The sequence below is a fragment of the Rhodococcus opacus B4 genome (genome assembly GCF_000010805.1).
Lineage (GTDB): Bacteria > Actinomycetota > Actinomycetes > Mycobacteriales > Mycobacteriaceae > Rhodococcus_F > Rhodococcus_F opacus_C.
Map to the genome: position 1 here is coordinate 810,482 of NC_012522.1, position 26,983 is coordinate 837,464.

Consider the following 26,983-nt stretch of genomic DNA (forward strand, 5'->3'; position numbering starts at 1 on the left):
TCCCTCTTCGGTGAAGTCAGTTGATCAGGCGCAGGTCGGAGATGGTGCCGCTGGCCACGAGCATCACGTAGAAGTCGGTGACGATCAGCGTGGCGAGGGTGGTCCAGGCGAGCTGCATGTGCCGCGTGTTCAGCTTGCTGACCCCGGTCCAGAGCCGGTATCGGATCGGGTGCCTGGAGAAGTGGGTGAGCCTTCCGCCCGTGACGTGCCTGCAGGAGTGACACGAGACGGTGTACGCCCAGAGCAGGATCACGTTCCCGACCATGACGAGGGTGCCGAGCCCGATTCCGAATCCGCCGTCGGCGCCGTGGAACGCGCGGATCGCGTCGTACGTGTTGATCAGCGAGACGACGAGTGCGACGTAGAAGAAATAGCGGTGCGCGTTCTGGACGATCAGCGGCAGCCGCGTCTCCCCCGTGTACGTACCGTGCGGTTCCGCGACCGCGCACGCCGGCGGCGAGAACCACACCGACCGGTAGTAGGCCTTGCGGTAGTAGTAGCACGTGAGGCGGAAGCCGAGCAGGAACGGCAGCACCAGGAACCCGAGAGGGATGATCATCGGCAACTCGCCGATGGGTGTCCCGAAGTCACTCGAACCGGGCACGCACGAATCGCTCAGGCACGGAGAGTAGAACGGGGTCAGGTAGTGGTACTCCTCGACGAAGTACGCGGTGCGGACCCACGACCGGACCGATGCGTACACCACGAACACGGACAGGCCGAGCACCGTCAGCAGCGGCGCCAGCCACCACCGGTCGGTGCGGAGCGTGCGTTCCGCGATCCGGGCACGCGTCGGCGCCCCCACACCGGCACTTTCGGGATTCTTCGGCGGCGCGCTCATCCGCGCTCGTAGTGGAGCCCGCCCAGCCCCTCGTCATCGATACCGAGCCACATCGACGCGTCGTACGGGGTGTCCGACACCTTGATTCGCTCCACCGGTTCGCGGTGGACGACGTTCGGTGGCGAGGCGTCGAGGTCGCGCGCGTCGATCTCGAGGCGCTCCAGATCGTTGCTCAGTCGCCGCACGGATGCGGCGTCGCCGTACATCGTTCGCAACGAACCGACAGCGCGCCGAAGGCGGTCGATGGTGCGGTTCAATTCGAGCATTTCGGAGGTCGACATGTGACCCCTCCCAACCCAGCCGGATGTAGCCGTGACCTGAATCACACTACCGACATTCCGGGGACCCGGGGCAGCTTTCGGCCCCCGGGAAAGCCGGGGCGATGAATTTCGGCGGGCGGCCGAGTCGATACCTGTAGGACAACCGAAACCGAACTCCACCGGGAGGAAATCATGGCCGACGCCACGATCGGAAGCATCCTGCTCGCCAGCACACACCCCGAACGATTGCGGGACTGGTACACGGCTGCGTTCTCGCCGAAAGTCGACCGCACCCCCGGCGAACCGGGCTACGACGTCCTCGATTTCGACGGTTTCTACATCATGCTCGACCGGCGCGACGACGTCGGCGACACGAATCCCGAGCCCGGGCGCGTCCTCCTCAACGTCGAGGTCGCCGACGCCCGCGCCGCCGCCGGCCGCCTCGACGAACTCGGTGCCACGTGGCTGTCCCCGCTGGAGGATCGCGACGGCAGCTGGTTCGGCACCGCCGTCGACCCCGACGGCAATTACGTCCAGATCATCCAGCTCAGCGCGCAGGCGCGGGCCGAGATGTCCTGACCACCGGCAGAGGAAGAGAGACCGACATGTTGAGCAACGCGAGAGCATTCAGCGGATTCGCCGTCGACGACATTGCGACGGCCAAGTCCTTCTACAGCGACACCCTGGGGCTCGAGGTCACCGAGGAGGACATGGGCCTGCTGGGCCTGCATCTCCCCCGGGGTCCCGTGGTGCTGATCTACCCGAAACCCGACCACACGCCGGCGTCGTTCACGATCCTGAACTTCGCGGTCGGCGACGTCGAGAAGGCCGTCGACGCGCTCACCGAGCGCGGAATTCGGTTCCTGCAATACGACGGATTCGATCAGGACGACAAGGGAATCATGCGCGGCAACGGTCCGGACATCGCCTGGTTCACCGACCCGGCAGGCAACGTGCTGTCGGTGCTCGCGGAATCCTGACCGTCCGGCTCAGCGGCCGTGATCGTCGTCTTCAGCCAGGTGCCGTCGAACCACGTTGACGCGGCCGCAGCGAACGACGCCGGGGCGAGGCGGCCGCTGCCCGCCGGCACCGAGCCCGTCACCTCGACGCCCGTCACGGCGGGCAGGTCGTCCAGATTGCACCGCTCGGCAAGCCCGGGCTCTTCCGGCCACGACCCGATCACCGTGCCTGCACAGGCGACCCCGGCCGCCGCCAGTGCCCGGGTCGTGAGTTGGGTGTGATTGAGGGTGCCGAGTCCCGCCGCCGCGACCACCACGGCCGGTGCGCCGAGAGCGAGCGCGAGATCGAGCAGCGTGAAACCCTCGGCACCCATCCGAACCAGCAGCCCGCCCGCGCCCTCCACCAGGACCAGATCGTGCCGGTCGGCGAGGGCTCGGACCGTCTCGACGACGTCTTCGCACCGCAGCATCGGCAGGCCGCTGCGCCGGGCGGCGGTGTCGGGGGCCAGCGGTTCGGGATAGCGGGCGAGTTCCACCACCGCGGTGACACCGGACAGCCGGGTCACCTCCGCCAGATCGCCCGGCTCTCCCGGCCCGACCCCGGTCTGCGCGGGCTTGCACACCGCGACGGACAGTCCGGCCTCGCGCGCGGCCGCCGCGAGCGCCGCCGTGACCACGGTCTTGCCGACGTCCGTCGACGTTCCGGTGACCATCAGGATGCTCATGCCGACGCTCCCGCCAGGACGTCGGTCAGCACGGTCTCGATCCGCGCCAGTTCGTCCTGATCGAGCGTGGCGCGGGCGGTGAGCCGCAGCCGCGACGTGCCCTCGGGTACCGACGGGGGCCGGAAGCAGCCGACGTGCAGACCCTGTTCGCGGCAGGCGGCCGCGGCGTCGAAGGCGCGTTGCGGGTCGCCGAGGATCACCGAGACCACGGCGGACTCGGGTGCCGCGGCGCCGGTGAACCGCGCGAGGTCCCAGGCCCGATCCAGGACGGCCTCGGCGCGGTGCGGTTCACGCCGCAGCACTGCGAGGGCGGCGCGGGCAGCACCGACGGCGGCCGGGGCCAGTCCGGTGTCGAAGATGAACGTGCGCGCGGCGTCGACGAGATGCGCGCGGACCTTCTCCGACGCCAGCACCACACCGCCCTGACTGGCCAGTGACTTCGACAGAGTGGCCGTGACGACGATGTCGGGTTCGCCCGCGAGCCCCACCTCGTGCACGAGTCCGCGGCCCCCTGCTCCGCGGACTCCGACTCCGTGGGCCTCGTCCACCACGAGAAACGCGCCGTACTCGCGGCACACGCGGTGCAGGTCGACGAGGGGCGCGAGGTCACCGTCCGCGCTGAACACCGAATCGGTGACGACCAGCGCCCGTTCCTCCGGCCGAGTGGCCAGTGCACTGCGGACGAAGTCGAGATCGGCGTGCGGCGCGACGGCCACCCGGGCCCGGGACAGCCGGCACGCGTCGACGAGCGACGCGTGACTGCCCGCGTCGGAGACGATCAGCGACCCGGCGCCGGACAGCGCGGTGACGGCACCGAGATTCGCGGTGTACCCGGAGGAGAACACCAGCCCGGCGCCGGCGCCGACGAACTCGGCGAGTTCCGATTCGAGCAGTTCGTGTTCGGTGGTCGATCCGGTAACCAGGCGCGAACCGGTGGCGCCGGCACCCCACCGACGGAGTGCGGCCATCGCGCCGTGCAGCACCTCGGGGTGCCGTACGAGCCCGAGGTAGTCGTTGGACGCCAGGTCGATGAGCGCGCTGCCCGGCGTGCGGGGACGCAGTTCGCGGCGCAGTCCCGCGGCGCGACGCTGCTCCTCGACGTCGTCGAGCCAGGTGGTGAAGGTGCGGTCGGTACTCACATTCGGCACCATACCCGAACTTGAACGGTGTTCAACCCGGGTGAGCCCGCTTTCCCTCCGATGGCTAGGGTCGAGATCGTGACCTCCCCGAGCCTGTCCGCCGACGACATCACCGCCCTCGACGCCTCGCTGCTCTGGCATCCGTACGGCGCCTTCCCCGCCTCGACCACCCCGCTCGTGGTGGCCGAGGCGAGCGGCACCCGCCTCACTCTCGCGGACGGACGCGAACTCGTCGACGGCATGAGTTCGTGGTGGGCGGCGGTCCACGGCTACCGGCATCCCGTTCTCGACGCGGCGGCGATCGCGCAACTCGGCCGGATGAGCCACGTGATGTTCGGCGGGCTGACCCACGAACCGGCCGCACGGCTCGCCCAGCTCCTCGTGGAGATCACCCCGGACGGACTCGACAAGGTGTTCCTCGCCGATTCCGGTTCGGTGTCCGTCGAGGTCGCGGTCAAGATGTGCCTGCAGTACTGGCGCAGTCGCGGCAGGCCGGAGCGGCACCGGCTGCTGACCTGGCGGGGCGGCTATCACGGCGACACCTTCGCCCCGATGAGCGTCTGCGACCCGGACGGCGGCATGCATTCCCTCTGGACGGACGTCCTGGCACGGCAGGTCTTCGCGGGACCGCCGCCGCGCGAATTCGACCCGCGGTACGTCGCGGAGTTCGAGCGTCTGGTGGCAGAGCACAACGACGAACTGGCGGCCGTCATCGTGGAGCCGGTGGTGCAGGGCGCCGGAGGGATGCGCTTCCACGACCCCCGGTACCTGGCGGAGCTGCGGCGGATCTGCGACGAGCACGGCCTCCTGCTGGTGTTCGACGAGATCGCGACCGGTTTCGGCCGCACCGGCGAACTGTTCGCCGCGGACCACGCCCGGGTCCGCCCCGACATCATGTGCGTCGGCAAGGCCCTCACCGGCGGGTATATGACCCTCGCCGCGACGCTCTGTTCCACCGACGTCGCCGAGACCATCAGCGCCGGCGACGCGGGCGGGCTCATGCACGGTCCCACGTTCATGGCGAACCCGCTCGCCTGCGCCGTCGCGGTGGCGTCGATCGAACTGCTGCGCTCGCGCGACTGGCAGGGCGAGGTCGCGGACGTGCGCCGCGGGCTCGAATCGGGTCTCGCACCGGCCCGGGAACTGCCCGGCGTCCGGGACGTCCGGGTGCTCGGCGCGATCGGCGTGATCGAACTCTCCGAGCCCGTCGACATGCGGGCCGCGACCGACGCCGCGGTGGCGGCCGGGGCCTGGTTGCGCCCCTTCCGCAACCTGATCTACGCGATGCCGCCCTACGTGTGCACCAGCGAGGACGTGCGGAAGATCACAACCGGAATGCTTGCTGCCGCACGGACCTCCACACCGGGCTGACGGTGCGCTCTCGTCGGGCTGAGAGCGACGCGAACGCGGGCTAGTGTTCTCGATATGGAAGCGAGCGAGTCGACCGGCACCACGCCCATTCCCGTGTGGCCCGGCAGCGCCTACCCACTGGGCGCCACCTACGACGGGGCAGGGACGAACTTCTCCTTGTTTTCCGAGGTCGCCGAGGCGGTCGATCTGTGCCTGATCGCGAAGGACGGCACGGAGACGCGGGTGCGCCTCGACGAGGTCGACGGCTACGTGTGGCACGCGTACCTGCCGACCGTCGTGCCCGGGCAGCGGTACGGGTACCGGATCCACGGCCCGTGGGATCCGTCGGCCGGGCACCGCTGCGACCCCAGCAAGCTGCTCCTCGACCCCTACGGCAAGGCGTTCGACGGCGAGTTCGACGGCGACCGGTCCCTGTTCTCCTACGACATCGACGCGTCCGCCGAGTCCGCCCCGGAGGAATCCGGCGACGAAGAATCCGGGGACGACGCCCTGATCGTCGACACGGACGACGACATCGAGGCGGAGGACGCCGCGGACGCACTCACAGTGGAAGCCGAGGAAGACTCGGCCCCGGGACTGCCCGGACACGATTCGCTCGGCCACACGATGACGACGGTCGTGATCAACCCGTTCTTCGACTGGGCCGCAGACCGCGCACCGAAACACCCCTACCACGACACGGTGATCTACGAGGCCCACGTCAAGGGCATGACGGCGACGCATCCCGGTGTGCCGGAAGAACTTCGCGGCACGTACGCGGGCCTCGCGCATCCGGTGATCATCGACCACCTCGTCGACCTCGGCGTCACCGCGATCGAACTGATGCCGGTGCATCAGTTCATGCACGATCAGACCCTGCTCGACAAGGGGCTGCGGAACTACTGGGGTTACAACACGTTCGGCTTCCTGGCCCCGCACACCGGGTATTCGTCGGCGGAGAAGCCGGGCGCCGCGGTGTCGGAGTTCAAGGCTATGGTCCGCTCGTTCCACGAGGCGGGCATCGAGGTGATCCTCGACGTGGTCTACAACCACACCGCCGAGGGCAACCATCTCGGTCCGACCATCTCGTTCCGCGGCATCGACAACGCCGCCTACTACCGGCTCGTCGACGGCGACGCCGAGCACTACATGGACTACACGGGCACGGGGAACAGCCTCAACGCCCGGCACCCGCACACGCTGCAGCTGATCATGGACTCGCTGCGGTACTGGGTCACCGAGATGCACGTCGACGGATTCCGGTTCGATCTCGCGTCGACGCTCGCCCGCGAACTGCACGACGTCGACCGGCTCTCCGCGTTCTTCGACCTCGTCCAGCAGGATCCGATCGTCAGCCAGGTCAAGCTCATCGCCGAACCCTGGGACATCGGCGAGGGCGGTTACCAAGTGGGCAACTTCCCCGGACTGTGGACGGAGTGGAACGGCAAGTACCGCGACACGGTCCGCGACTACTGGCGCGGCGAACCGGCGACGCTCGGCGAGTTCGCGTCCCGGCTCACCGGCTCCTCCGACCTCTACGAGGCCACCGGACGCCGCCCCGGCGCGAGCATCAACTTCGTCATCGCCCACGACGGGTTCACCCTGCACGACCTCGTGTCGTACAACGAGAAGCACAACGAAGCCAACGGCGAGGACAACAACGACGGCGAGAGCCACAACCGGTCCTGGAACTGCGGGGTCGAGGGCCCGACGGACGACCCGGAGATCCTCGATCTGCGCGGGCGGCAGAGCCGCAACATCCTGGCCACCCTTCTGCTCAGCCAGGGCACGCCGATGCTGGCGCACGGGGACGAGATGGGCCGCACCCAGCAGGGCAACAACAACGTGTACTGCCAGGACTCGGAACTGTCGTGGATGGACTGGTCGCTGGCCGACTCCAACGCCGACCTCGTCGAGTTCACCAAACGGGTGATCGCACTGCGGATGAAGAATCCGGTGTTCCGTCGCCGCCGGTTCTTCGAGGGCACCCCCATCCGCAGCGGTGACCAGACCCGCGACATCGCCTGGCTCACCCCGTCCGGTGAGGAGATGACCCCCGAAGACTGGGACAGCGGTTTCGGGAAGTCGCTCGCGGTGTTCCTCAACGGCGAGGGCATCCCCGAACCCAACCATCGCGGGGAGCGGGTGGTCGGCGACTCCTTCCTGCTGTGTTTCAACGCGCACGACGAGGAGATCGAGTTCTCCACGCCGAACTCCGATTACGCCGACGAGTGGGCGGTCGTGCTCGACACCGCCGTGCCGACGGGCGCGAAGGAAGCGGTGATCAAGGCGGGGAATTCGCTGCAGGTCGAGTCCCGGTCGCTGGTCGTGCTGCGCCGGACCGCCTGAGCCGGGGACGACGATGGCGATCACGGCGACCTACCGGCTGCAACTGCGCGGTGACTGCTTCACCCTGGCGGACGCCGCCGCCGCCGCCGACTACCTGGACGACTTGGGGATCTCGCACGTCTACCTGTCGCCGATCCTGACGGCCACCACCGGGTCGACCCACGGTTACGACGTCACCGACGCGACCCGGGTGTCCCCTGCCCTCGGTGGCCGGGAGGCGCTGGTCGCACTGGCGCGGGCGGTGCGGGCACGCGGGATGGGCATCGTCGTCGACCTCGTCCCCAACCATGTGGGCGTCGCACAGCCGCGTGAGAACGCCTGGTGGTGGGACGTTCTCACGCACGGTCGTGGCTCCGAGTACGCCGACTTCTTCGACATCGACTGGAGTGAGGACAACGGCGCGGGCGGACGGCTCGCGCTGCCCGTCCTCGGGTCGGACGCCGACCTCGAGTCGCTGACCGTCGACCGCTCGGGACCCGAGCCGCTGCTCGCGTTCTACGAGCACCGGTTCCCGATTGCCCCCGGCACGGACGCGACCGAGCCGATGGCGGTGCACGACGCGCAGTCGTACCGGTTGGTCCCGTGGAACTCCGGACTCATCGGGTACCGCCGATTCTTCGCGGTCAGCGAACTGGCCGGGATCCGTCAGGAAGACCCCCGCGTGTTCGAGGCCTCGCACCGCGAACTGCGGAGCTGGGTGACGGACGACTTGGTCGACGGCGTCCGCATCGACCATCCCGACGGGTTGTCCGACCCCGCCGGATACCTCGACCGGCTGCGGAATGTGATCGGCGCGGACCGCTGGCTCGTGATCGAGAAGATCCTCGGTCACTCCGAGCCGCTCGACGACCACCTGCCGATCGAGGGCACCACCGGCTACGACGCGCTGGCCGAACTCGGCGGCGTGTTCGTCGACCCGTCGGGTGCGCCCGCGCTCACCGCCCTGTCGGCGTCCCGCACCGGCGACCGGGGCGACGCAGCGTGGATCCACGAGCACGAAACCGCGATCAAGAAGGACGTCGCCGGCACCGGCCTCGCCCCGGAGGTCCGGCGCCTCGTCCGCGCGATCCGGGCGGAGACCGGCACCGACTGCGCCGATCCCGACCTGCGCGACGCCGTCGTGGACGTCGTCGCGGCGATGCCCGTGTACCGGTCCGACTACAGCCCGCTCGCCGGGCTCGCGACCCGCGTGATCGGTGACGCCGCGCGGCGCGAACCGCAACGAGCCGCGGCGCTGTCCGCCCTCGCCGCCGCCCTGATCGCCGGCGGTGAGGCGGCCACCCGCTTCCAGCAGGTCTGCGGCGCGGTGATGGCGAAATCCGTGGAGGACTGCCTGTTCTACCGCACGGCCCGGCTGGTGTCGTTGCAGGAGGTGGGCGGCAACCCCGCGAACGTCGGCGTCTTCCCCGCCGAGTTCCATCTCGCCGCGGCCGAGCGCGCACACCGGTGGCCGCGGGCGATGACGACGCTCTCGACGCACGACACCAAACGCGGCGAGGACGTCCGCGCCCGGATCGGCATCCTGTCGCAGGTGCCGGATCTGTGGGCCGAATGCGTCGACCAGTGGGAGCGCATCGCCCCCAGCCCCGATCCCGCCACCGGACTGTTCCTGTGGCAGAACCTGTTCGGCGTGTGGCCGGTCGACGGCCGCGCCGCGGGCGACGTGCCCGACTTCCGTGACCGCGTCCACGCGTACGCGGAGAAGGCCGTCCGGGAAGCCGGGACCCGGACGTCGTGGCACGCCGTGAACGAGGACTTCGAAACAGATCTCCACCGCTGGCTGGACACGGTGATCGACGGCACCGTCGGCAAGGCGCTCGGATCACTGTGCACACAACTGGCGCCGCACGCCTGGTCCGATGCGCTCGGCCAGAAGCTCCTCCAGCTGTGCGGGCCCGGGATCCCGGACGTGTACCAGGGCACGGAGCTGTGGGAGGACTCGCTCGTCGACCCCGACAATCGCCGCCCCGTCGATTACGACGTGCGGCGGACCGTGCTCGCGGGACTGGGCACCCCTCCGGTCGACCCGACGGGCGCGGCGAAGATGCACGTAGTGCGAACAGCCCTGCGCCTGCGCCGGGACCGTCCGGACAGCTTCGTGGGCGGCACCTATGCGCCGGTCTTCGCATCGGGGACCGCGGCCGAACACCTGATCGGATTCGCCCGCGGATCCCAGGGGTCGGCGCCGGACGTCGTGGCCCTGGCCACCCGGCACAGCGTGGGTGTGGAGCAACGCGGCTGGGACGACACCACCGTCACCCTCCGTGGCGGCACCTGGACCGACCTGCTCACCTCCCAGGTGTACCCCGGCGGCCCCGTCGACGCCGCCACCCTGTTCGCCCGCTACCCCGTTGTCCTCCTGACCCGTGAGTACTTCTCAACCGCCCGCGGTTGAGAAGTACTCACGGGGGTACTGGCTGTTGTATGCGACGTGTAGTTGCCCGCGCGTACGGAGGGCCCGAGGTCCTCGCGGTGGTCGACGCCGAGCCGGCGGACCCCGCGCCGGGTGAGGTGGTGATCGACGTCCGCGCGATCGGGGTCAACCCGATCGACTACAAGCTGTACAGCGGCGCGTTCGGCGCCGATCCCGCCGTCTTGCCGATGCGGCTGGGCAGCGAAGCGGCGGGCGTCGTCGCGGAGGTGGGTGACGCCGCCACGGGACCGCGGGGCCCGATCGCGGTGGGCGACGAGGTGATCGCGTACCCGTTGTCGGAGGCGTATGCGGACCGGCTCGTGGTGTCCGGTGATTCGGTGGTCCCGAAACCGGCCTCGTTGCCGTGGAACGAGGCTGCCGGACTTCTCGCGGTGGGCGCCACGGCGGTCGACACTCTCGACACGGCGAACGTCGGCGCCGGCGACCTCCTGCTCGTGCACGGAGCGTCAGGCGGCGTCGGGTCGTTCGTCGTGCAGTTGGGGCGGGCCCGCGGCTCGACGATCATCGGCACGGCGCGCCCGGAGAACCACGACTACGTCCGGTCGCTGGGTGCCACCCCTGTGTCGTACGGCGACGGACTCGCCGACCGCATCCGCGTTCTGGCACCGGACGGGGTGGACGCCGTCGTCGACACCGCGGGCAGCGACGAGGCCATCGACGTGTCCGTGGACCTGGTGCGGGACCGGTCGCGGTTGGTGACGACCGTCCCCGGACCACGGCCGGTCGAGGCCGGGTTCCGGATCGTGGGGGCGCTGGGTCCGGAAGGCATGGAACCGCGGAAGCGGGCCCGCGCGTTCCTCGTCGACCTCGCGGGCAACGGCGACGTGCGGGTGCGGGTCGCGCGCACCTACGCGCTGTCGGAGGTCGCGCGCGCTCACGCCGATCTCCGAAAGCCGCACGCGGCGGGCAAATTCATCCTGCTGCCCTAGGCGGGGATTTCGGCCGTCAGTGGAGCAGACTCGCCCGGATGGTCGCTTTCACCCAGTTCCGGTAGTCGTCGACATCCCACCCGCACTGCCTGCGCAGCAGCGAATACACCTGTGGCGACACGACCGTGAACAGCACGTCGGCGGCCCGCTGGACAGAGATCTCGGGGCGCAGCAGTTCGTGCGCGGCGAGTCCCTCGGCAAGGGTCATCGCGTTCTCGGCGGAGGCCCGCGCCGCCTCGTCGGCGAACCGCCGCATGTCCTCGTCCGCGCCCGAGGATTCGATCGATGTCGCCATCAGGGTTCCGGCCCGCTCCAGGACGTCGGTGCTGTACGCGACCATCTGTTCGAGGATCCGCTCCACCGGGTCGCCGTCCCGGGGTGTGCGGGCAGCAGGCGCGGCGTCGGTCTCGCCCTGGATCGCCGCGTGCAGTGCCTCGTGGAACAGTTCCGCCTTGCCGCCCGGGTACGCGGTGAACACCGTGCGAGTGGACACGCCGGCGGCCTCGGCCACGTTCCGCACCGTCGTGCTGACGTATCCGCGGTCGGCGAACAACCGGGCCGCGGCATCCCGGACGAGGATCCGGGTCCGGCGGGCCGATTCCGCGCGGAGCGGCGAAGAGTACGGCCTCTTGGCGGAGTCGGGCACGGTCTCACGATAGACGCATTCGATTCATCAATCGTGCAACCAATGCGGCACGGCGATCCGCCACGCCGCGGCCAGGCGAAACGCCCGATTCCTACGACTTCGGGTGCTCCACCCAGGCATCGGATCCGGGAAACACGAGGGCCTCGTGACCGTCGTCGTACCGGACGAGATAGGGCGGTTCGCCGTTCTCGCCGTGTACCTCCACGACCTCGGCGGTCGTCTCGTGCACTCCGACCACCCGCCCCTGAACGTGCAACCGGTCTCCCACTGCTACGTGCATGACTGCTCCTCGCGACGTTCGAGTCCGTACTCTCAGCTTGCTACTTCCGGATGCGGGGCGAAAGGGCCGACTCGCCGCCATCTCCGCCGCGGTGTGCCATCGTGGGGACATGGCTACCTATCGATACCTCGACAAAGACCGTAACGTGCTCGAGGAGCAGGACTTCGGCACCGTGCAGGACGCCGAGGAACACCGGTTGTCGGTTCTCGGCGCCGAGATCATCGAGGAGGTCGAGGACGCCGGCACGCCCGAGAGCTGACTGTCCTGCGCGGCCCGCCCGGTCCAGGCATGCTGATCGGGTGCACACATTCGAGGTATGGGCCCCGATCCCGACGTCGGTTTCCGTGGAGGTCGACGGCCGCCGACACGACATGACCCCGTCACCGGACGGCTGGTGGCGGGCCGACGCCCCGGCCTCTCAGGACTCCCGGTACGCGTTCCTCCTCGACGACAGCGACACCCCGCTCCCCGACCCCCGGTCGCCGCGCCAGCCCGACGGAGTGCACGGCGCGTCCCAGCTCCACACCCTCGACGAGAGCCTCTGGACCGACTCGCAGTGGACCGGGCGGCAGCTCGCCGGTTCCGTCGTCTACGAATTGCACGTCGGCACGTTCACCCCGGAGGGCACGTTCGCCGCTGCGGTCGGCAGGCTCGACCATCTCGTCGAACTCGGCGTCGATTTCGTGGAACTGATGCCCGTCAACGGGTTCAACGGAACCCACAACTGGGGGTATGACGGCGTTCTCTGGTACACGGTGCACGAGGGCTACGGCGGACCGGACGGGCTGCAGGCCCTCGTCGACGCGTGCCACGCCCGCGGTCTCGGCGTGGTCCTCGACGCCGTCTACAACCACCTCGGACCCTCGGGGAACTACCTCGACCGATACGGCCCGTACCTGGCGCAGGGCGCCAACACCTGGGGCCGCAGCATCAACCTCGACGGACCGGACAGCGGCGAGGTGCGCCGCTACATCATCGGCAACGCGCTGCGGTGGTTCCGCGAGTTCCACATCGACGCGCTGCGCCTCGACGCCGTCCACGCGCTCGTCGACCACACCGCCACCCACCTTCTCGAGGATCTGGCCATCGAGACCCGCCGGCTGTCCGCGCACCTGAGGCGGCCGCTGACGCTCATCGCCGAGAGCGACCTCAACGATCCGCGGCTGATCACGTCGCGGTCGGCGGGCGGCTACGGCCTCGACGCCCAGTGGGACGACGACGTGCATCACGCCATCCACGCGGCGGTCTCGGGCGAGAGGCAGGGCTATTACGGAGATTTCGGTTCGATGGCCTGCCTCGCGGACACATTGCGCCAGGGGTGGTTCCACGCGGGCACGTTCTCGACGTTCCGGGGTCGCACCCACGGCAGACCGCTGGACACCCGGCGGATCCCGGCCAGTTCCCTGGTCACGTACACGTGCACCCACGATCAGATCGGCAACCGGGCGACCGGCGACCGCCCCGGCACGTATCTCGACGACGGGCAGCTCGCCGTGAAGGCGGCGCTCGTGCTCTGCTCGCCGTTCACGCCGATGCTGTTCATGGGCGAGGAGTGGGGCGCGAGCACCCCGTTCCAGTTCTTCACCTCGCACCCGGAGCCGGAACTCGCGAAGGCCACGGCGGAGGGGCGCAAGGCCGAGTTCGCGGAGCACGGCTGGAGCACGGACGACGTTCCCGACCCACAGGACCCGGAGACGTTCGAGCGGTCCAAGCTCGACTGGGACGAACTGGCCCGCGAACCGCATGCCCGGCTGCTGGACTGCTACCGCTCGCTGCTGCGGCTTCGCCGGGAGCGCGCCGAGCTGACGGACCCGTGGCTCGCGAATCTGTCCGTCGACTACGACGAGGAAGAGCAGTGGATCGTGGTGCACCGCGGCGCACTTCGTCTCGCCTGCAACCTGGGTGCCGAACCGGTGACCGTCCCGGTCGGCGGCTCCCCCGTGCTGTGGTGGGAGCCGCCGACGCAGGACCGGACCGCCTCGGCGACGGAGCTACCGGGTCATTCGTTCGTGGTGCTCGACAGCTCGCCCTGACGGTCGCGCAGCATCCGCAGCACGAGGATCGCGGTCGCGAACAGGATCACGGCGGTCGCGCCCGCGGCGACGTGCATGCCGTCGACGAACGCCGACTGCGCGGATTCGAGGAAGACCGCCCGCGCCGCCTCGGGGAGTTGCTGGGCCTCCGCGACCGCGGCACCGAGCGTGCCCTGGGCGGGCTCGACCTGTTCCGGTGGCAGCATCGACGTGTCCAGGCCGTTCCGGAAGATCGCCATGACGACGCTGCCGAGCACGGCGACGCCGAGCGCGATGCCGAGTTCGTAGGCGGTCTCGGACACCGCGGAGGCGGCGCCGGCCCGTTCGGGTTCGACGGCGCTCACCACGAGGTCGGACGTCAGCGTCAGCGCGATACCGACGCCGGCTCCGGCGAGACCGAAGCCGACCACGAACATCGTCGGGGCGCCGTCCACGCCGAGCGTGAGCATCAGTGCCGCACCCACACCCGCGACGGCGAGGCCGCCGCCGAGCACGTGCGACGTGGCCCACCGGCGCACCATCCAGGCCGCCGCGAGCGCGGTGACCGCGCTCATCAGCATGCCGGGCAGCATCAGCACACCCGATTCGAACGCGGTGTTGCCGAGCACCAACTGCAGGTACTGCGACCCGAAGAACAGCACACCGGCGAGCGCGAAGATGGACAGCAGGTTGGTGAGGACGGCGGTCGAGAACGCCGGCTTCGCGAACAGGCCGATGTCGATCATCGGGTCCTGCATCGACTTCTGCCTGCGCACGAACACCACACCCGACACGACGCCGACGAGACCGACGACGAGGAGCACCGGGTCGACGCCGTGCACCACGGTCTCCTTGACCGCGTACACCAGCGGCAGCATCGTGGTCATCGACAGCGCCGCACTGAGCAGGTCGAACCGTCCCGGCGCAGGGTCCTTCGACTCGGGGATCACGAGTGGTCCCACGGCGATCAGCACCAGCATCACCGGGATGTTGATCAGGAACACCGAGCCCCACCAGAAGTGCTCGAGCAGCCAGCCGCCGATCAGCGGGCCCGCCGCGGTGCCGCCACCGGCCATCGCGCCCCACACACCGATGGCGAGGGTCCGCTGGCGCGGGTCGACGAAGATCGTGCGGATCAGGCCGAGGGTCGCGGGCATCAGCGTGGCACCCGAGATTCCCTGCAGCACACGGGCCGCGATGAGCATCTCGGGTGTCGGCGCCCACGCCGCGATGAGCGAGGCGATACCGAATCCGGCGGCGCCGATCAGCAGTAGCCGGCGCCGCCCGATCCGGTCGCCGAGCGTGCCCATGGTGATGAGCAGTCCGGCGAGGACGAAGGAGTAGACGTCGATGATCCACAGCAGTTGCGTGCTGCTGGGCTCGAGGTCGGCGCTGATGAACGGCAGTGCGAGGTCGAGCACCGTGCCGTCGACGGCGATCAGGAGGACGGCGAAGGCCAGGACGACCAATCCGAGCCAGTCTCGGCGTGATGCGGAGGAATGACCTGGCGCGCCGTAGGCGTCGTTGATCCCGCGATCCGTGGAGACAGACATTTATCTTCCTGCGACTTTCCGATTCGGGGCCGGCACCGTGATGAACCGTCCGGCCGGTACAGTTTCGTTACATTACCGTGAACCGTCCGGACGGTAAAGTTATTTCCCGGGTACAGTCCCTCTCCATGGCTGCCGGTACGCGCGATCGAATACTCGACGCCCTCGAGAAGCTGCTGCTCGACGTGGGGATAGCCCAGGTGACCCTCGAAGCCGTCGCGGCGGAGGCCGGGGTGTCCAAAGGCGGACTGCTCTATCACTTCCCCAGCAAGGAAGCGCTCCTCGCCGCCATGGTGCGCCGGCTCGGCGAGCGGGCCGACGCCCAACTCGCCGACGCCGTGTCCGGGGGCACCCCGATGTCCGAGTGGTATCTGCAGGTCCCCGACGCGAGCACCGCGGAGGAACTCGCCCTCTACCGTTCGACCATCGCCGCTCTACGAAGCGTCGACGGTCAGCACGACGAGATCCAGAAGGCCGTCACCGACGTCATGCGCAGCTGGGACGAGGGCCTGCAGGACGAGATCGACGACCCCGTGCAGGCCGAGATCGTGCGCCTCGTCGGCGACGGCATCTACCTGGCCGCGCTGCTCAGGCTTCCCATGCCCGAGCCCGAGCTGTACAAGAAGGTCGTCGCGCGGCTGCTGCAGAAGTAGCGGCTCAGGTGAGGTAGCGGTACGCAGGGCTTCCCGGCTCCAGGCGTTCCACCTGCATCCGGGACTGCTCCATCCGCTCGAGCAGCTCGCCGAGCCCCTCCGCCTTGCCGAGTTCGATACCCACCAGGGCGGCGCCGGTCTCCCGGTTGTTCCGCTTCACGTACTCGAACAGGGTGATGTCGTCCTCGGGGCCGAGCACCTCGTCCAGGAATCGGCGCAGCGCGCCCGGCTCCTGCGGGAAGTCCACGAGGAAGTAGTGCTTGAGACCGAGATTCACCAGCGAGCGTTCCAGGATCTCCCCGTACCGCGAGACGTCGTTGTTACCGCCCGAGATCAGGCACACCACCGTGGACCCCGGCTCGAACGTGATGTTCGCGAGCGCCGCCACCGACAGCGCGCCCGCCGGCTCGGCGATGATGCCCTCGTTCTGGTACAGCTCGAGCATCGCGGTGCACAGCGCACCCTCGTCGAGGTTGGTCATCACGAACGTCTCCGGATCGAGCCGGATCGTGGACGACCGATCGGCCTGGCCCAGCGACGTGTGCGTCACCACCTCGGCGCCCAGGGCGGAGACCACGGCGTACGGCAGGTCGCCGACCCGCTTCACCGACGCGCCGTCGACGAACGGGTCGATCTCCGTCAACGTCACGGGACCACCGGCCACCAGGGCCGCCGTCATCGACGCCGCCCCTGTCGGCTCCACGCCGACGATGGCCGCGCGCGGTGCGTGCGCGTGCAGATAGGTCGCGATCCCGGCGATGCACCCGCCGCCGCCGACCGGGACCAGGACGGAATCGGGGGCCACGCCCAGCTGGGCGAGGATCTCGGCGGCGATGGTGCCCTGACCGGCCGCGGTCCGCGCGTCGTCGAACGGTGCCACCATCGTCGCGCCCGTCCGCCGCACGTCGGCGGCGGCGGCAGCGGCGGCGGCGTCGTACGTCTCCCCCGTCAGGATCAGCTCGACGAACTCGCCGCCGTGCGCACGGATGCGATCACGCTTCTGCTTGGGGGTGTTCGACGGGACGTAGATGCGGCCGGTGATTTCCATTGTCCGGCAGGCGAACGCGACGCCCTGCGCATGGTTACCGGCGCTGGCCGTCACGACGCCGGCGGCACGCTCGTCCGCGTCGAGCTGGGCCATGAGGTTGTAGGCGCCGCGGAGTTTGTAGGAGCGGACGACCTGCAGGTCTTCTCGCTTGAGGTAGACGTTCGCGCCGGTCAACGCGGACAGGCGTTCGCTCCACTGCAGTGGAGTCGCGTCGATCACGTGGGAAATTCGCTCGATGGCCGCGTCGATGTCGCCCACTGTCAGGGGCGAGGTGAGGTTCTGGGCTGCGGTATCGGGCGATGTGGACACCCGGATATGTTCCCACTCTCGAGCCATGGGATACCAGCCGGGTTCAGCCGCGCGGATCGAACTGGGACGGTCGCGGCACGTTCCGGACGTTCGACTTCGCCATTTTCACGGCCTCACCGACGCCCCCGTTCATCACCATCTTCGACAACGCCAACGCGAAACCGGTGAGCTGCCCACCCGTGATGGTCGGTGGCAGCGACAACGCCAGCGGGTCGGTGACGAGATCGACGAGCGCCGGTCCGTCGTGATCGAACGCCTGCCGCAGACCCGATTCGATGTCGGCCGGATCCTCGATCCGGCGGGCGAAGATGCCCAGCGCGGACGCCACCGCCGAATAGTCGACGGGCGCGACGTCGACCCCGAAATCCGGCAGCCCGTCCACCAGCATCTCCAGCTTGACCATGCCGAGCGTGGAATTGTCGAACACCACGATCTTGATCGGGAGCCGGTACATCGCGACCGTCACCAGTTCCCCGAGCAGCATCGACAGCCCGCCGTCGCCCGACACGGACACCACCTGCCTGCCGGGCGCGCACACCTGGGCGCCGATCGCGTGGGGCAGGGCGTTCGCCATCGATCCGTGCAGGGCCGAGGACAGGAACCGTCGTGCGCCGTTCGGCGTCAGGTAGCGCGCGGTCCACACGTTCGACATTCCCGTGTCCGTGGTGAAGATCGCGTCCTCGGCGGCGACGTCGTCGAGTATCGACGCCGCGTATTCGGGATGGATCGGGACGCGCTGCCCGGCCGGTTTGGTGTACGCGCCGACCACCTTGTTCATCAACGTCCGGTGCTTCTCGAGCATGTCGCCCAGGAATCGGCGGTCGTCCTTCCGGCGGACCAGCGGGGCGAGCGCACGCAACGTGCTCGCCACGTCTCCGTGCACGGCCAGGTCGACGTTCGTTCGCCGGCCGATTCGCTGTGCAGCCCAATCGATCTGCGCGGTGCGGACACCGTCGGGCAGGAACTGGTTGTACGGGAAGTCCGTTCCGACGAGCAGCAGGAGGTCGGCGCCGTGCATCCCGTCGTGCGCCGCCCCGTACCCCAGCAGTCCCGTCATCCCGACGTCGAACGGGTTGTCGTACTGGATCCATTCCTTGCCGCGGAGGGTGTGACCGATCGGCGCGCCGATCGTGTCGGCCAGACCCAGCAACTCCTCGCGTGCCTCGCGCACCCCTTCACCGGCGAAGATCGCAACCTTCCCCGCCGCGTTCACGGCGTCCGCGAGCGCCTGCACGTCGGACTGGTCGGGCACGATCGCCGGCGCACCGGTGCGCGGCACCGACGGCGCCCGCCCCTCGGCGGGGCGGTCCGCGATGTCGCCCGGCAGGGTGATCACCGCGACACCGGACAGCGCGGTCGCGTGCGCGATGGCCGACGCCATGACGCGCGGGGCCTGGGCGGGAGTGCCGATCAGCTCCGCGTACCGGGAGCACTCGACGAACAGCCGGTCCGGGTGGGTCTCCTGGAAGTAGCCCAGACCGATCTGCTCGCTCGGAATCTGCGCCGCGATCGCAAGCACCGGCGCACCCGAACGGTCCGCGTCGTAGAGACCGTTGATCAGGTGCAGATTGCCGGGGCCACACGAGCCGGCGCAGACCGCCAGCTTTCCGGTGACCTGCGCCTCCGCGGCGGCGGCGAAGGCGGCGGCCTCCTCGTGCCGGACGTGGATCCAGTCGATGCCGCCGTTCTCCGCTCCGCCCGACCGCCGGACCGCGTCGACGACGGGATTGAGGCTGTCGCCCACGATTCCGTAGATCCGCCGGACGCCGGCATCCTGGAGTTGACGTACAAGCTGATCGGCAACGGTTTTCGCTCTCATCGGGCCTCCGGTCGGGACGGTCGAGCGGCGAACGACAGCGGCGGTGCGGCGGTCAGGCGGATTCGAGCACGAACACCGGGATCTCCCGATCGGTCTTCTTCTGGTACTCGGCGTAGTCCGGGAATGCGGCGACGGCGCGGTCCCACCACGTGGCCTTCTCGTCGCCCGTGACCTCACGGGCCACCATGTCCTGTGTGGTCGAGCCGTCGCGGAGTTCGACGTGCGGTTCGGCCTTCACGTTGTAGTACCAGACCGGGTTCTTGGGGGCGCCGCCGAGCGAAGCGACGATCGCGTACGTCCCGTCGTGTTCGACGCGCATCAACGGCGTCTTGCGGAGTTTGCCGGATTTCGCGCCGCGCGTGGTCAGCAGGACGACGGGCCTGCCGCCCAGCGTCGTGCCCTCGGCCCCGTCGGTGGATTCCATCAATTCGGCCTGATCTGCTGCCCATTTGGACGGACTGGGCTCGTATTCACCTGTGAGTGGCATGCGTCCAGTCAACACCTGATCCGCGAGGACGCGCCACCGATTCCGGCGAACGAGCGGACATGCGAGAAACCACATCCGTTTGTTCGTTGCGCCGAACTCCGGGTTCCGAGTACCCTGATCGCACGCGGGGACGTCCGCGTCCCCGACCTGCTCCAGCGAGGTGACCTGCGATGACGACACACGACGCTGGGATGCGCCGCGATGTGCACCGCAGCCCCGCCCGGACCGTCGATCTCGCCGGCACCGAGTGGCCCCTGTACAAGCTGGAGGCCCTGGCAGTCGCCCTGCTGGTCTTCGTCACGATCCTCGTCGTCACCCAGACGCTGCAGGCGGCCGTTCTCACCGCCGCCGCGGCCGCCGTCGTGGTGTGGTGGGCGCGGCGGCTCTTCCAACCGCGCCCCTGACCGTCACACGGACAGGCAACTCGGGCCGAGCAGCGCCTTGAGGTCGCCCATCAACGCCGACGACGGTTCCACCCGGAGCACGTCGTCCACCTTCCACAACGTGACCTCGGTGCCGCCGATCAACCGCACGTGCACGTCCGAGGTGCCCGGATGGCGGGTGAGCACCTGGCGCAGCGCGCCGAGCTTGTCCTTGGTGCACTGACGCAGCGGCAGACTGACCGCCAGCGGCTTCGCGACCCCCACCGCCGAGAGGTCCGGCACCGCAAGGTCGTTCGCGATCAGCGAGATCCGGTCGTCGCGGATCGACACGCGCGCCTTGACGAGCACCACGGAGTCTTCGGTGACGTCCATCCCGTACACCGAGTAGGCCTGCGGGAAGAACAGCACCTCGATACCACCGGTCAGGTCCTCGAGCTGAGCGGACGCCCAGGTGAGGCCGTTCTTGTTGATCCGCCGGTTCACCGACGCGAGGATGCCGCCGACGGTGACCTGGGTGCCGTCCTTGATGTCGCCTTCGAGGATCGTCGGGATCGCGGTGTCGGACTGCGCCGACAGCACGTGCTCGACCCCGTTGAGCGGGTGCCCGGACACGTACAGCCCCAGCATCTCCCGTTCCAGCGCCAACCGGTGCTTGGAGTCCCACTCCTCCTCGGGGATCTTCACGTTGAACACCGAGGCGATCGACTCGTCGGCGTCGTCGCCGCCGAACAGGTCGAACTGACCGATCGCCTCCGCCTTCTTGGTGCCCATCACCGCGTCGATGGCGTCGGCGTGGACGAGCATGAGCCCCTTGCGCGGGTGGCCCAGTGAGTCGAATCCGCCTGCCTTGATCAGCGATTCGGTGACCTTCTTGGAGCAGGCGGCGGCATCGATCTTGTTGAGGTAGTCGGAGAAGTCGACGAACTTGGACTTCTCCTTGCGCGCCTTGATGATCGAGCCGACCACGTTGGCACCGACGTTGCGGACGGCGCCCATGCCGAACCGGATGTCCTCGCCGACGGAGGCGAAGTTGACCTCCGATTCGTTGACGTCCGGCGGCAGCACCGTGATGCCCATCTTGCGGCAGTCCGCGAGGTAGACGGCCGCCTTGTCCTTGTCGTCACCGACCGAGGTGAGCAGACCGGCCATGTACTCGGCCGGATAGTTGGCCTTGAGATACCCGGTCCAGAACGACACCAGGCCGTATCCGGCGGCGTGCGACTTGTTGAACGCGTATCCGGCGAACGGGAGGATGGTGTCCCACAACGCCTTGATGGCGGGCTCGGAGAATTCGTTGGCGAGCATGCCCTCGCGGAAACCGGCGTACGCCTCCTCCAGCACCGAGAGCTTCTTCTTACCCATGGCGCGGCGGAGGATGTCGGCCTGTCCGAGCGAGTACCCGGCCACCTTCTGCGCGATCTGCATGATCTGCTCCTGATAGACGATCAGGCCGTACGTGTCGGCCAGGATCTCCTTCAGGGGCTCCTCGAGTTCCGGGTGGATGGGTTTGACCTCTTGCCGCCCGTTCTTGCGGTCGGCGTAGTCGTTGTGCGCGTTCATGCCCATCGGACCGGGCCGGTACAGCGCGAGCACCGCGACGATGTCCTCGAAGCCGGTGGGCTGCATGCGGCGCAGCAGGTCGCGCATCGCGCTGCCGTCGAGCTGGAACACGCCGAGAGTGTCGCCGCGCGAAAGGAGTTCGTACGTGGCCGTGTCGTCGAGCTCGAGGGTGTCGAGATCGAGTTCGATTCCCCGGTTCGCCTTGATGTTGTCGATGGCGTCACCGATGACGGTGAGGTTCCGCAGTCCGAGGAAGTCCATCTTCAGCAGGCCGATGGCCTCGCACGACGGGTAGTCCCAGCCGGTGATGATGGCGCCGTCCTGGGCCCGCTTCCACACGGGAATCGCGTCCATCAGCGGTTCGGACGACATGATCACCGCGCAGGCGTGGACGCCGGCGTTGCGGATCAGGCCCTCGAGCCCCTTGGCCGTCTGGTAGATCTTCGCGACGTCCGGGTTGGAGTCGATGAGGGCGCGAACCTCCACCGCTTCCTTGTAGCGCTCGTGGTTCGGGTCCGTGATACCGGACACCGAGATGTCCTTGGCCATGATCGGCGGCGGCAGCGCCTTGGTGATCTGGTCGGCGATCGCGAAACCGGGCTGACCGAACTGGACTCGGGCGGAGTCCTTGATGGCCGCCTTCGTCTTGATGGTGCCGAACGTGATGACCTGCGCGACGCGGTCGCTGCCCCACTTGTCCGTCGCGTAGCGCACCATCTCGCCGCGACGGCGGTCGTCGAAGTCGATATCGATATCGGGCATGGACACGCGCTCGGGGTTCAGGAACCGCTCGAACAGCAGGCCGTGCGGAATGGGGTCGATGTTGGTGATGCCCATCGCGTAGGCGACGAGCGAACCGGCGGCCGAGCCTCGGCCGGGGCCGACCCGGATGCCGACCTCACGCGCATGGTTGATGAGGTCACCGACGACGAGGAAGTAGGCGGGGAAACCCATTTCGAGGATGACGCCGATCTCGTAGTCGGCGCGGGCCAGGTACTCCTCGGGCGGTCCGCTCGGGAACCGGCGGTCCAGCCCGCGCATGACCTCCTTGCGCAACCAGGTGCCCTGGGTTTCGCCCTCGGGGACCGGGAAGATCGGCATCCGGTCGTGGTGCGCCCACACGTCGTCGTACGACTGGACGCGCTCGGCGATGAGGAGGGTGTTGTCGCACGCTCCGGGGACCTGGTCGTCCCACAGGGCCCGCATCTCCGCGGCGGACTTGAGGAAGTAGCCGTCACCGTCGAACTTGAACCGGGTGGGGTCGGACAGCGTCTTGCCGGTCTGGATGCAGAGGAGCGCCTCGTGGTTCTCGGCGGCGTCCTTCGTGACGTAGTGGCAGTCGTTGGTGGCGAGCGGCGGGATTCCGAGCGTCTTGCTGATCTCGAGGAGGCCCTCCCGCACGCGTCGCTCGATCGACAGGCCGTGGTCCATCAGCTCGAGGAAGAAGTTGTCCTTGCCCCAGATCTCCTGCCACTTGGCGGCCGCCTCGAGCGCCTCGCGGTCGTGGCCGAGTCGGAGCCGGGTCTGGATCTCGCCGGACGGGCAGCCCGTGGTCGCGATGATGCCCTCGTGGTGGGTGGCGATGAGTTCTTCGTCCATGCGCGCCCACTTGCCGAGCTGACCCTCGATCGACGCGAGCGAGGACAGCTTGAACAGGTTCCGCAGACCGGTCGCGTTCTCCGCCACCATCGTCATGTGGGTGTACGCACCGCTACCGGAGACGTCGTCGGACTTCTGGCTGCGGTCGCCCCACAGCACACGCTTGGTGTTGAAGCGGGACTCGGGCGCGACGTACGCCTCGATGCCGATGATCGGCTTGATGCCCTGCTTCTTCGCCACGTTGTAGAACTCGCTGGCGCCGTACATGTTGCCGTGGTCGGTCATGCCCACCGCCGACATCTCCAGCCGCTCGGCCTCTTCGAACAGGGGGCCGACCTTGGCCGCACCGTCGAGCATCGAGTACTCGGTGTGATTGTGCAGATGTACGAACGAGTCAGCCACGTGCGCCTCTCTGAAGGTCTGGGAGCCTCACGAGTGTAGGCCCTCGGACCGACAGCTCCGGTCGCCGACGGCGGGTGTCGGCGAAGTCGTGACGCGAGTTACGGGACGGGCGCCTGGGACGGGTCGGGATTGCGGCGCTCGCGCCGGACCCGTACCAGCGCATCGGTACTGAAGATCGCGAGCGCCACCCAGATCAGGGCGAAGCCGATCCACCGCGACGCGGGCATGTCCTCGTGGAGAACGGCGACGCCCCACGCCATCTGCAGCGCCGGTGTCAGGTACTGCAGCATGCCGAGTGTGCGCAGCGGCACCCGTTGCGCCGCCGCGCCGAACAGCAGCAGCGGCAGTGCGGTCACCGGGCCTGCGGCCATCAGCAGCAGGGTGTGCCCGAGTCCGAACCCCAGGAACGTGCCTGCTCCGGTGACGGCGAGGAATACGAGGTAGCCGACCGCGACGGGTGCGGCCACGATGCCCTCGGCGGTGAGGCTCGTCCGCGGGTCGAGCGGCATCACCTTCTTGCACAGCCCGTACAGCGCGAACGAGGCGGCCAGAGTGAGCGCGATGTACGGCGGATGCCCGTAGTCGACGGTGATCACGATCACCGCGACCGCCGCGAGGGCGAGCGCCACGATCTGCGCGGGGACGAGCCGCTCCCGGAAGATCACGACGCCCAGGAGCACGCTCACCAGCGGGTTGATGAAATACCCGAGCGCCGTCTCGACCACCCGGTCCGAGGTGACCCCGTAGATGTAGGTTCCCCAGTTCACGGCGATGGCCGTCGAGGCGGCCGCGACCAGCAACCACGTCCGCGCGCTCAGCCCGCGCAGCGAGCGGAGCCGGCCCGAGACCGCGAGCACGACGAACATGAGCCCGAGCGTCCACACCACCCGATGCGCGAGGATCTCCACCGATCCGGCCGGACCGAGCAGACCGAAGAACGCCGGGAACGCGCCCCACAGCACGTAAGCGCCGACTCCGCAGGCGGCGCCCACGGTCTCCGCCTGCCGCGCCTTCACGAACCGCTCCCCGGGACGACCCCGTCGTCGGGGCCGGGCGCGACGGTCAGGGTCTGCTCAGGCAGCAGCGGGCGCACCGCGAACCGTCCGGCCACGGCGTCGGCGCCGAGCGCCTCGACCGCCCGGACATCCGGTGCAGACCGCAGCGCGACCAGGGCGTCGTGATCTCCGCGGACGACGACGCCGATCACGCACGCGCAGTTCCGGGCGAGTTCCGCCGACGTGGCGGCCGCAATCTGCGCCTGGCGCTCCGTTTCGCCCGTCATCGCCTGGGCGCGGCCGGCGGCCAGGACGCTCGCCCGGGCGAGGGCCGCGTCGCCCGCCGCGACCGACACGGGCACGAGAGGGGTCTGCACCCGGTCGAGGGACACGCGGAAGAGCACCTGCGACACCCGGGTGCCGGACGCGGCGTCCCGGACGGCCTCGGTGGTCACCGGACGCGTGAACGAGACCAGCGCCCAGTGCGCGTCGCGACCGTCCGCGCCGTCGAGCGACCGGTCCGCCCGGGCGAGGTAGTCGGCCACCACTTCCCCGCTGTCCGGGCCCAGCGTGTCCGTCGACACGGGCGCGCGCCGAACGGGGTTCAGTGCCCCGAGCACGACCGTCACCGCGATCAGGACGACGGCGGTGAGCACCGCCGGCACCGCGGGACCGCTGGGGCGCGGGAGCCGCACCTCAGCTCGCCCGCAGAACCCCGAGAGCGTCCTCGAGATCCTTCGGGTACTTGGACGTGATCTCGACCCACCGCCCGTCCGCGGGATGCGCGAAACCGAGCGACCGGGCGTGCAGCCACTGACGCTCCAGCCCGAGGCGTTCCGCCAGCCGCGGATCGGCCCCGTACGTGAGGTCACCGCAGCACGGGTGCCGCAGCGCGGCGAAGTGGACGCGGATCTGATGGGTCCGGCCCGTTTCCAGGTGGATGTCCAGCAGGCTCGCCGCCTGGAACGCCTCGACCGTGTCGTAATGGGTGATGCTGGGTTTACCGTCCGCGGTGACGGCGAACTTCCAGTCGTTGCTGCGGTGCCTGCCGATCGGCGCGTCGATGGTTCCGCTGCTCGGATCCGGGTGGCCCTGCACCAGCGCGTGGTACCGCTTGTCGATGGTCCGCTGCTTGAACGCGCGCTTGAGCAGTGTGTAGGCGCGCTCCGACGTGGCCACCACCATCACTCCGGACGTGCCGACGTCCAGCCGGTGCACGATGCCCTGGCGCTCGTGCGCGCCGGACGTCGAGATCCGGAAACCGGCGGCGGCGAGGCCGCCGATCACCGTCGGACCGGTCCACCCCACGCTGGCGTGGGCCGCGACCCCGACGGGTTTGTCGACGGCGACCACGTCGTCGTCGGCGTACAGGATCTCCATGCCCTCGACGGGCTCCGCCTCGATGGTCAGCGGCCGCGGCGGTTCGGGCAGTTCCACCTCGAGCCAGGTGCCCGCGGACAGCCGGTCGGACTTGCCGACGGGCGCGCCGTCGACGAGCACCGAGCCTTCCTCGGTGAGCTGCGCGACCGCGGTGCGCGACAGACCGAGCAGTCGAGCGAGGCCTGCGTCGACCCGCATCGCTTCGAGCCCGTCCGGGACCGGCATCGACCGTGTTTCCCTCACTTCTCTACCCCCTTGCGTGTTCCGTCCGGTTCCAGTCCCACCAGGGTGAGCACGACGAGCAGGATCGCACCGCACACGATCGCGGAGTCCGCCACGTTGAACACCGGCCACCAGCCGACGGAGACGAAATCGACGACGTGCCCCTGCATCACTCCGGGGGCCCGGAAGAACCGGTCGACGAGATTGCCGAGGGCGCCCCCGAGCACCAGCCCGAGACCGAGCGCCCACCACGGCGACCGCAGCGTCCGGCCGATGCGGACGACGCCGATCACCACACCCACGGCGACGAGGGTCAGCAGCCACGTCATGCCGGTGGCCATGGAGAACGCCGCGCCCGGGTTACGCACGAGCCGCAGCGAGACGACGTCCCCGATCAGCCAGACCGGGCGTCCGGGCTCGATGTTGGCGACGGCGAGGATCTTCGTCAGCAGGTCGGTCGCCAGGATCGCCCCCGCGATCGCGAACAGCAGCAGCCTGCGCTGATGCTTCGCCGGCCGGGGGGCTACGGCGCCGGATGTGTCACCGTCGTTCCGGTCTTCGGCGTCGGTCTCGTTCTCTGCCGTGGGGTCTTGACTCACCCGTTCATCATCCACTACGGAGGCAAGCCTCCGTTCACGCGCTCCCGCGCGCA

General features: G+C 69.2%; 25 protein-coding genes. 10 read left to right on the forward strand and 15 right to left on the reverse strand.

The features are described 5' to 3' along the window. Positions 1-16: 16 nt before the first annotated feature. Together ROP_RS03760 and ROP_RS03765 are read right to left on the reverse strand one after the other, a co-directional pair. Positions 17-841 (reverse strand): hypothetical protein, encoded by an 825-nt coding sequence (locus tag ROP_RS03760; protein ID WP_012688021.1) that lies wholly within the window; start codon positions 839-841, stop codon positions 17-19. After that, on the reverse strand, positions 838-1,122 hold the full coding sequence (locus ROP_RS03765) for a hypothetical protein (RefSeq protein WP_012688022.1): 285 nt from the start codon (positions 1,120-1,122) through the stop codon (positions 838-840). The genes ROP_RS03760 and ROP_RS03765 overlap by 4 nt, the downstream gene beginning before the upstream one ends. Before the next feature lie 171 nt (positions 1,123-1,293). On the opposite strand from ROP_RS03765, the gene ROP_RS43160 reads away from it, so the two are divergent. Together ROP_RS43160 and ROP_RS43165 are read left to right on the forward strand one after the other, a co-directional pair. Further along, positions 1,294-1,680, forward strand: a complete 387-nt coding sequence (locus tag ROP_RS43160; protein ID WP_012688023.1) for a VOC family protein — start codon at positions 1,294-1,296, stop codon at positions 1,678-1,680. Positions 1,681-1,706: 26 nt separating this feature from the next. Beyond that, positions 1,707-2,081 (forward strand): VOC family protein, encoded by a 375-nt coding sequence (locus tag ROP_RS43165; protein WP_012688024.1) that lies wholly within the window; start codon positions 1,707-1,709, stop codon positions 2,079-2,081. On the opposite strand, the gene bioD is transcribed toward ROP_RS43165, so the two are convergent. Both bioD and ROP_RS03785 read right to left on the reverse strand, forming a co-directional pair. After that, positions 1,985-2,785, reverse strand: coding sequence for a dethiobiotin synthase (gene bioD / locus ROP_RS03780; RefSeq protein WP_012688025.1), 801 nt, complete (start codon positions 2,783-2,785; stop codon positions 1,985-1,987). The genes ROP_RS43165 and bioD overlap by 97 nt on opposite strands. Next, the gene (locus tag ROP_RS03785) at positions 2,782-3,936 is read right to left on the reverse strand and encodes an 8-amino-7-oxononanoate synthase (RefSeq protein WP_012688026.1); all 1,155 of its coding nucleotides are present in this window, start codon (positions 3,934-3,936) and stop codon (positions 2,782-2,784) included. The genes bioD and ROP_RS03785 overlap by 4 nt, the downstream gene beginning before the upstream one ends. A 66-nt stretch (positions 3,937-4,002) precedes the next feature. On the opposite strand from ROP_RS03785, the gene ROP_RS03790 reads away from it, so the two are divergent. Genes ROP_RS03790 through ROP_RS03805 form a run of 4 tightly spaced genes read left to right on the forward strand, consistent with a single transcriptional unit; the run spans position 4,003 to position 10,986 of the window. Then, entirely contained in the window at positions 4,003-5,295 is a 1,293-nt protein-coding gene (locus tag ROP_RS03790) for an adenosylmethionine--8-amino-7-oxononanoate transaminase (RefSeq protein WP_043826229.1), read from the forward strand. A 54-nt stretch (positions 5,296-5,349) separates the two neighbouring features. Further along, positions 5,350-7,623, forward strand: coding sequence for a glycogen debranching protein GlgX (gene glgX, locus ROP_RS03795; RefSeq protein WP_012688028.1), 2,274 nt, complete (start codon positions 5,350-5,352; stop codon positions 7,621-7,623). Positions 7,624-7,636: 13 nt separating this feature from the next. After that, positions 7,637-10,018, forward strand: coding sequence for a malto-oligosyltrehalose synthase (gene treY, locus ROP_RS03800; RefSeq protein ID WP_012688029.1), 2,382 nt, complete (start codon positions 7,637-7,639; stop codon positions 10,016-10,018). A gap of 29 nt (positions 10,019-10,047) precedes the next feature. Continuing rightward, a complete protein-coding gene (locus tag ROP_RS03805; RefSeq protein ID WP_012688030.1) occupies positions 10,048-10,986 on the forward strand; it encodes an NADP-dependent oxidoreductase in 939 nt (312 codons plus the stop codon). 16 nt (positions 10,987-11,002) lie between these two features. Here ROP_RS03805 and ROP_RS03810 read toward each other — a convergent pair whose 3' ends face one another. Both ROP_RS03810 and ROP_RS03815 read right to left on the reverse strand, forming a co-directional pair. After that, the gene (locus ROP_RS03810) at positions 11,003-11,632 is read right to left on the reverse strand and encodes a TetR/AcrR family transcriptional regulator (RefSeq protein WP_012688031.1); all 630 of its coding nucleotides are present in this window, start codon (positions 11,630-11,632) and stop codon (positions 11,003-11,005) included. Between the two features lie 91 nt (positions 11,633-11,723). Further along, complete coding sequence (locus tag ROP_RS03815) at positions 11,724-11,912, reverse strand: DUF1918 domain-containing protein (RefSeq protein WP_005247576.1); 189 nt, start codon at positions 11,910-11,912, stop codon at positions 11,724-11,726. A 109-nt stretch (positions 11,913-12,021) separates the two neighbouring features. Between ROP_RS03815 and ROP_RS43475 the strand changes: the two genes are divergently transcribed. Beyond that, complete coding sequence (locus ROP_RS43475; RefSeq protein WP_167315951.1) at positions 12,022-12,171, forward strand: hypothetical protein; 150 nt, start codon at positions 12,022-12,024, stop codon at positions 12,169-12,171. A gap of 40 nt (positions 12,172-12,211) precedes the next feature. Beyond that, complete coding sequence (gene treZ / locus ROP_RS03820) at positions 12,212-13,945, forward strand: malto-oligosyltrehalose trehalohydrolase (protein ID WP_012688033.1); 1,734 nt, start codon at positions 12,212-12,214, stop codon at positions 13,943-13,945. On the opposite strand, the gene ROP_RS03825 is transcribed toward treZ, so the two are convergent. Beyond that, entirely contained in the window at positions 13,912-15,477 is a 1,566-nt protein-coding gene (locus ROP_RS03825; RefSeq protein WP_012688034.1) for an MFS transporter, read from the reverse strand. The genes treZ and ROP_RS03825 overlap by 34 nt on opposite strands. Positions 15,478-15,602: 125 nt before the next feature. Between ROP_RS03825 and ROP_RS03830 the strand changes: the two genes are divergently transcribed. Further along, the gene (locus tag ROP_RS03830; RefSeq protein WP_012688035.1) at positions 15,603-16,127 is read left to right on the forward strand and encodes a TetR/AcrR family transcriptional regulator; all 525 of its coding nucleotides are present in this window, start codon (positions 15,603-15,605) and stop codon (positions 16,125-16,127) included. A gap of 4 nt (positions 16,128-16,131) precedes the next feature. On the opposite strand, the gene ilvA is transcribed toward ROP_RS03830, so the two are convergent. The 3 genes from ilvA to ROP_RS03845 are packed head-to-tail and all read right to left on the reverse strand — an operon-like array spanning position 16,132 to position 19,790. Then, entirely contained in the window at positions 16,132-17,484 is a 1,353-nt protein-coding gene (ilvA, locus tag ROP_RS03835) for a threonine ammonia-lyase IlvA (protein WP_043824180.1), read from the reverse strand. A gap of 43 nt (positions 17,485-17,527) precedes the next feature. Continuing rightward, complete coding sequence (locus tag ROP_RS03840) at positions 17,528-19,303, reverse strand: pyruvate dehydrogenase (RefSeq protein ID WP_012688037.1); 1,776 nt, start codon at positions 19,301-19,303, stop codon at positions 17,528-17,530. Between the two features lie 52 nt (positions 19,304-19,355). After that, positions 19,356-19,790 (reverse strand): nitroreductase family deazaflavin-dependent oxidoreductase, encoded by a 435-nt coding sequence (locus ROP_RS03845; protein ID WP_012688038.1) that lies wholly within the window; start codon positions 19,788-19,790, stop codon positions 19,356-19,358. A gap of 170 nt (positions 19,791-19,960) precedes the next feature. Here ROP_RS03845 and ROP_RS03850 point away from each other — a divergent pair, with 170 nt between their 5' ends. Further along, positions 19,961-20,194, forward strand: coding sequence for a hypothetical protein (locus ROP_RS03850; protein WP_012688039.1), 234 nt, complete (start codon positions 19,961-19,963; stop codon positions 20,192-20,194). 3 nt (positions 20,195-20,197) lie between these two features. Here ROP_RS03850 and dnaE read toward each other — a convergent pair whose 3' ends face one another. The 5 genes from dnaE to lspA all read right to left on the reverse strand — a co-directional run bounded on the left by dnaE (position 20,198) and on the right by lspA (position 26,945). Further along, a complete protein-coding gene (gene dnaE, locus ROP_RS03855) occupies positions 20,198-23,734 on the reverse strand; it encodes a DNA polymerase III subunit alpha (RefSeq protein WP_012688040.1) in 3,537 nt (1,178 codons plus the stop codon). Positions 23,735-23,832: 98 nt separating this feature from the next. Further along, complete coding sequence (rarD, locus tag ROP_RS03860) at positions 23,833-24,750, reverse strand: EamA family transporter RarD (RefSeq protein WP_012688041.1); 918 nt, start codon at positions 24,748-24,750, stop codon at positions 23,833-23,835. After that, the gene (locus ROP_RS03865) at positions 24,747-25,424 is read right to left on the reverse strand and encodes a hypothetical protein (RefSeq protein ID WP_012688042.1); all 678 of its coding nucleotides are present in this window, start codon (positions 25,422-25,424) and stop codon (positions 24,747-24,749) included. Before ROP_RS03865 ends, rarD begins: the two co-directional genes overlap by 4 nt. A gap of 1 nt (position 25,425) precedes the next feature. Continuing rightward, on the reverse strand, positions 25,426-26,352 hold the full coding sequence (locus tag ROP_RS03870) for an RluA family pseudouridine synthase (RefSeq protein WP_005260233.1): 927 nt from the start codon (positions 26,350-26,352) through the stop codon (positions 25,426-25,428). Beyond that, on the reverse strand, positions 26,349-26,945 hold the full coding sequence (gene lspA, locus ROP_RS03875; protein WP_043824182.1) for a signal peptidase II: 597 nt from the start codon (positions 26,943-26,945) through the stop codon (positions 26,349-26,351). Before lspA ends, ROP_RS03870 begins: the two co-directional genes overlap by 4 nt. Positions 26,946-26,983: the final 38 nt, after the last annotated feature.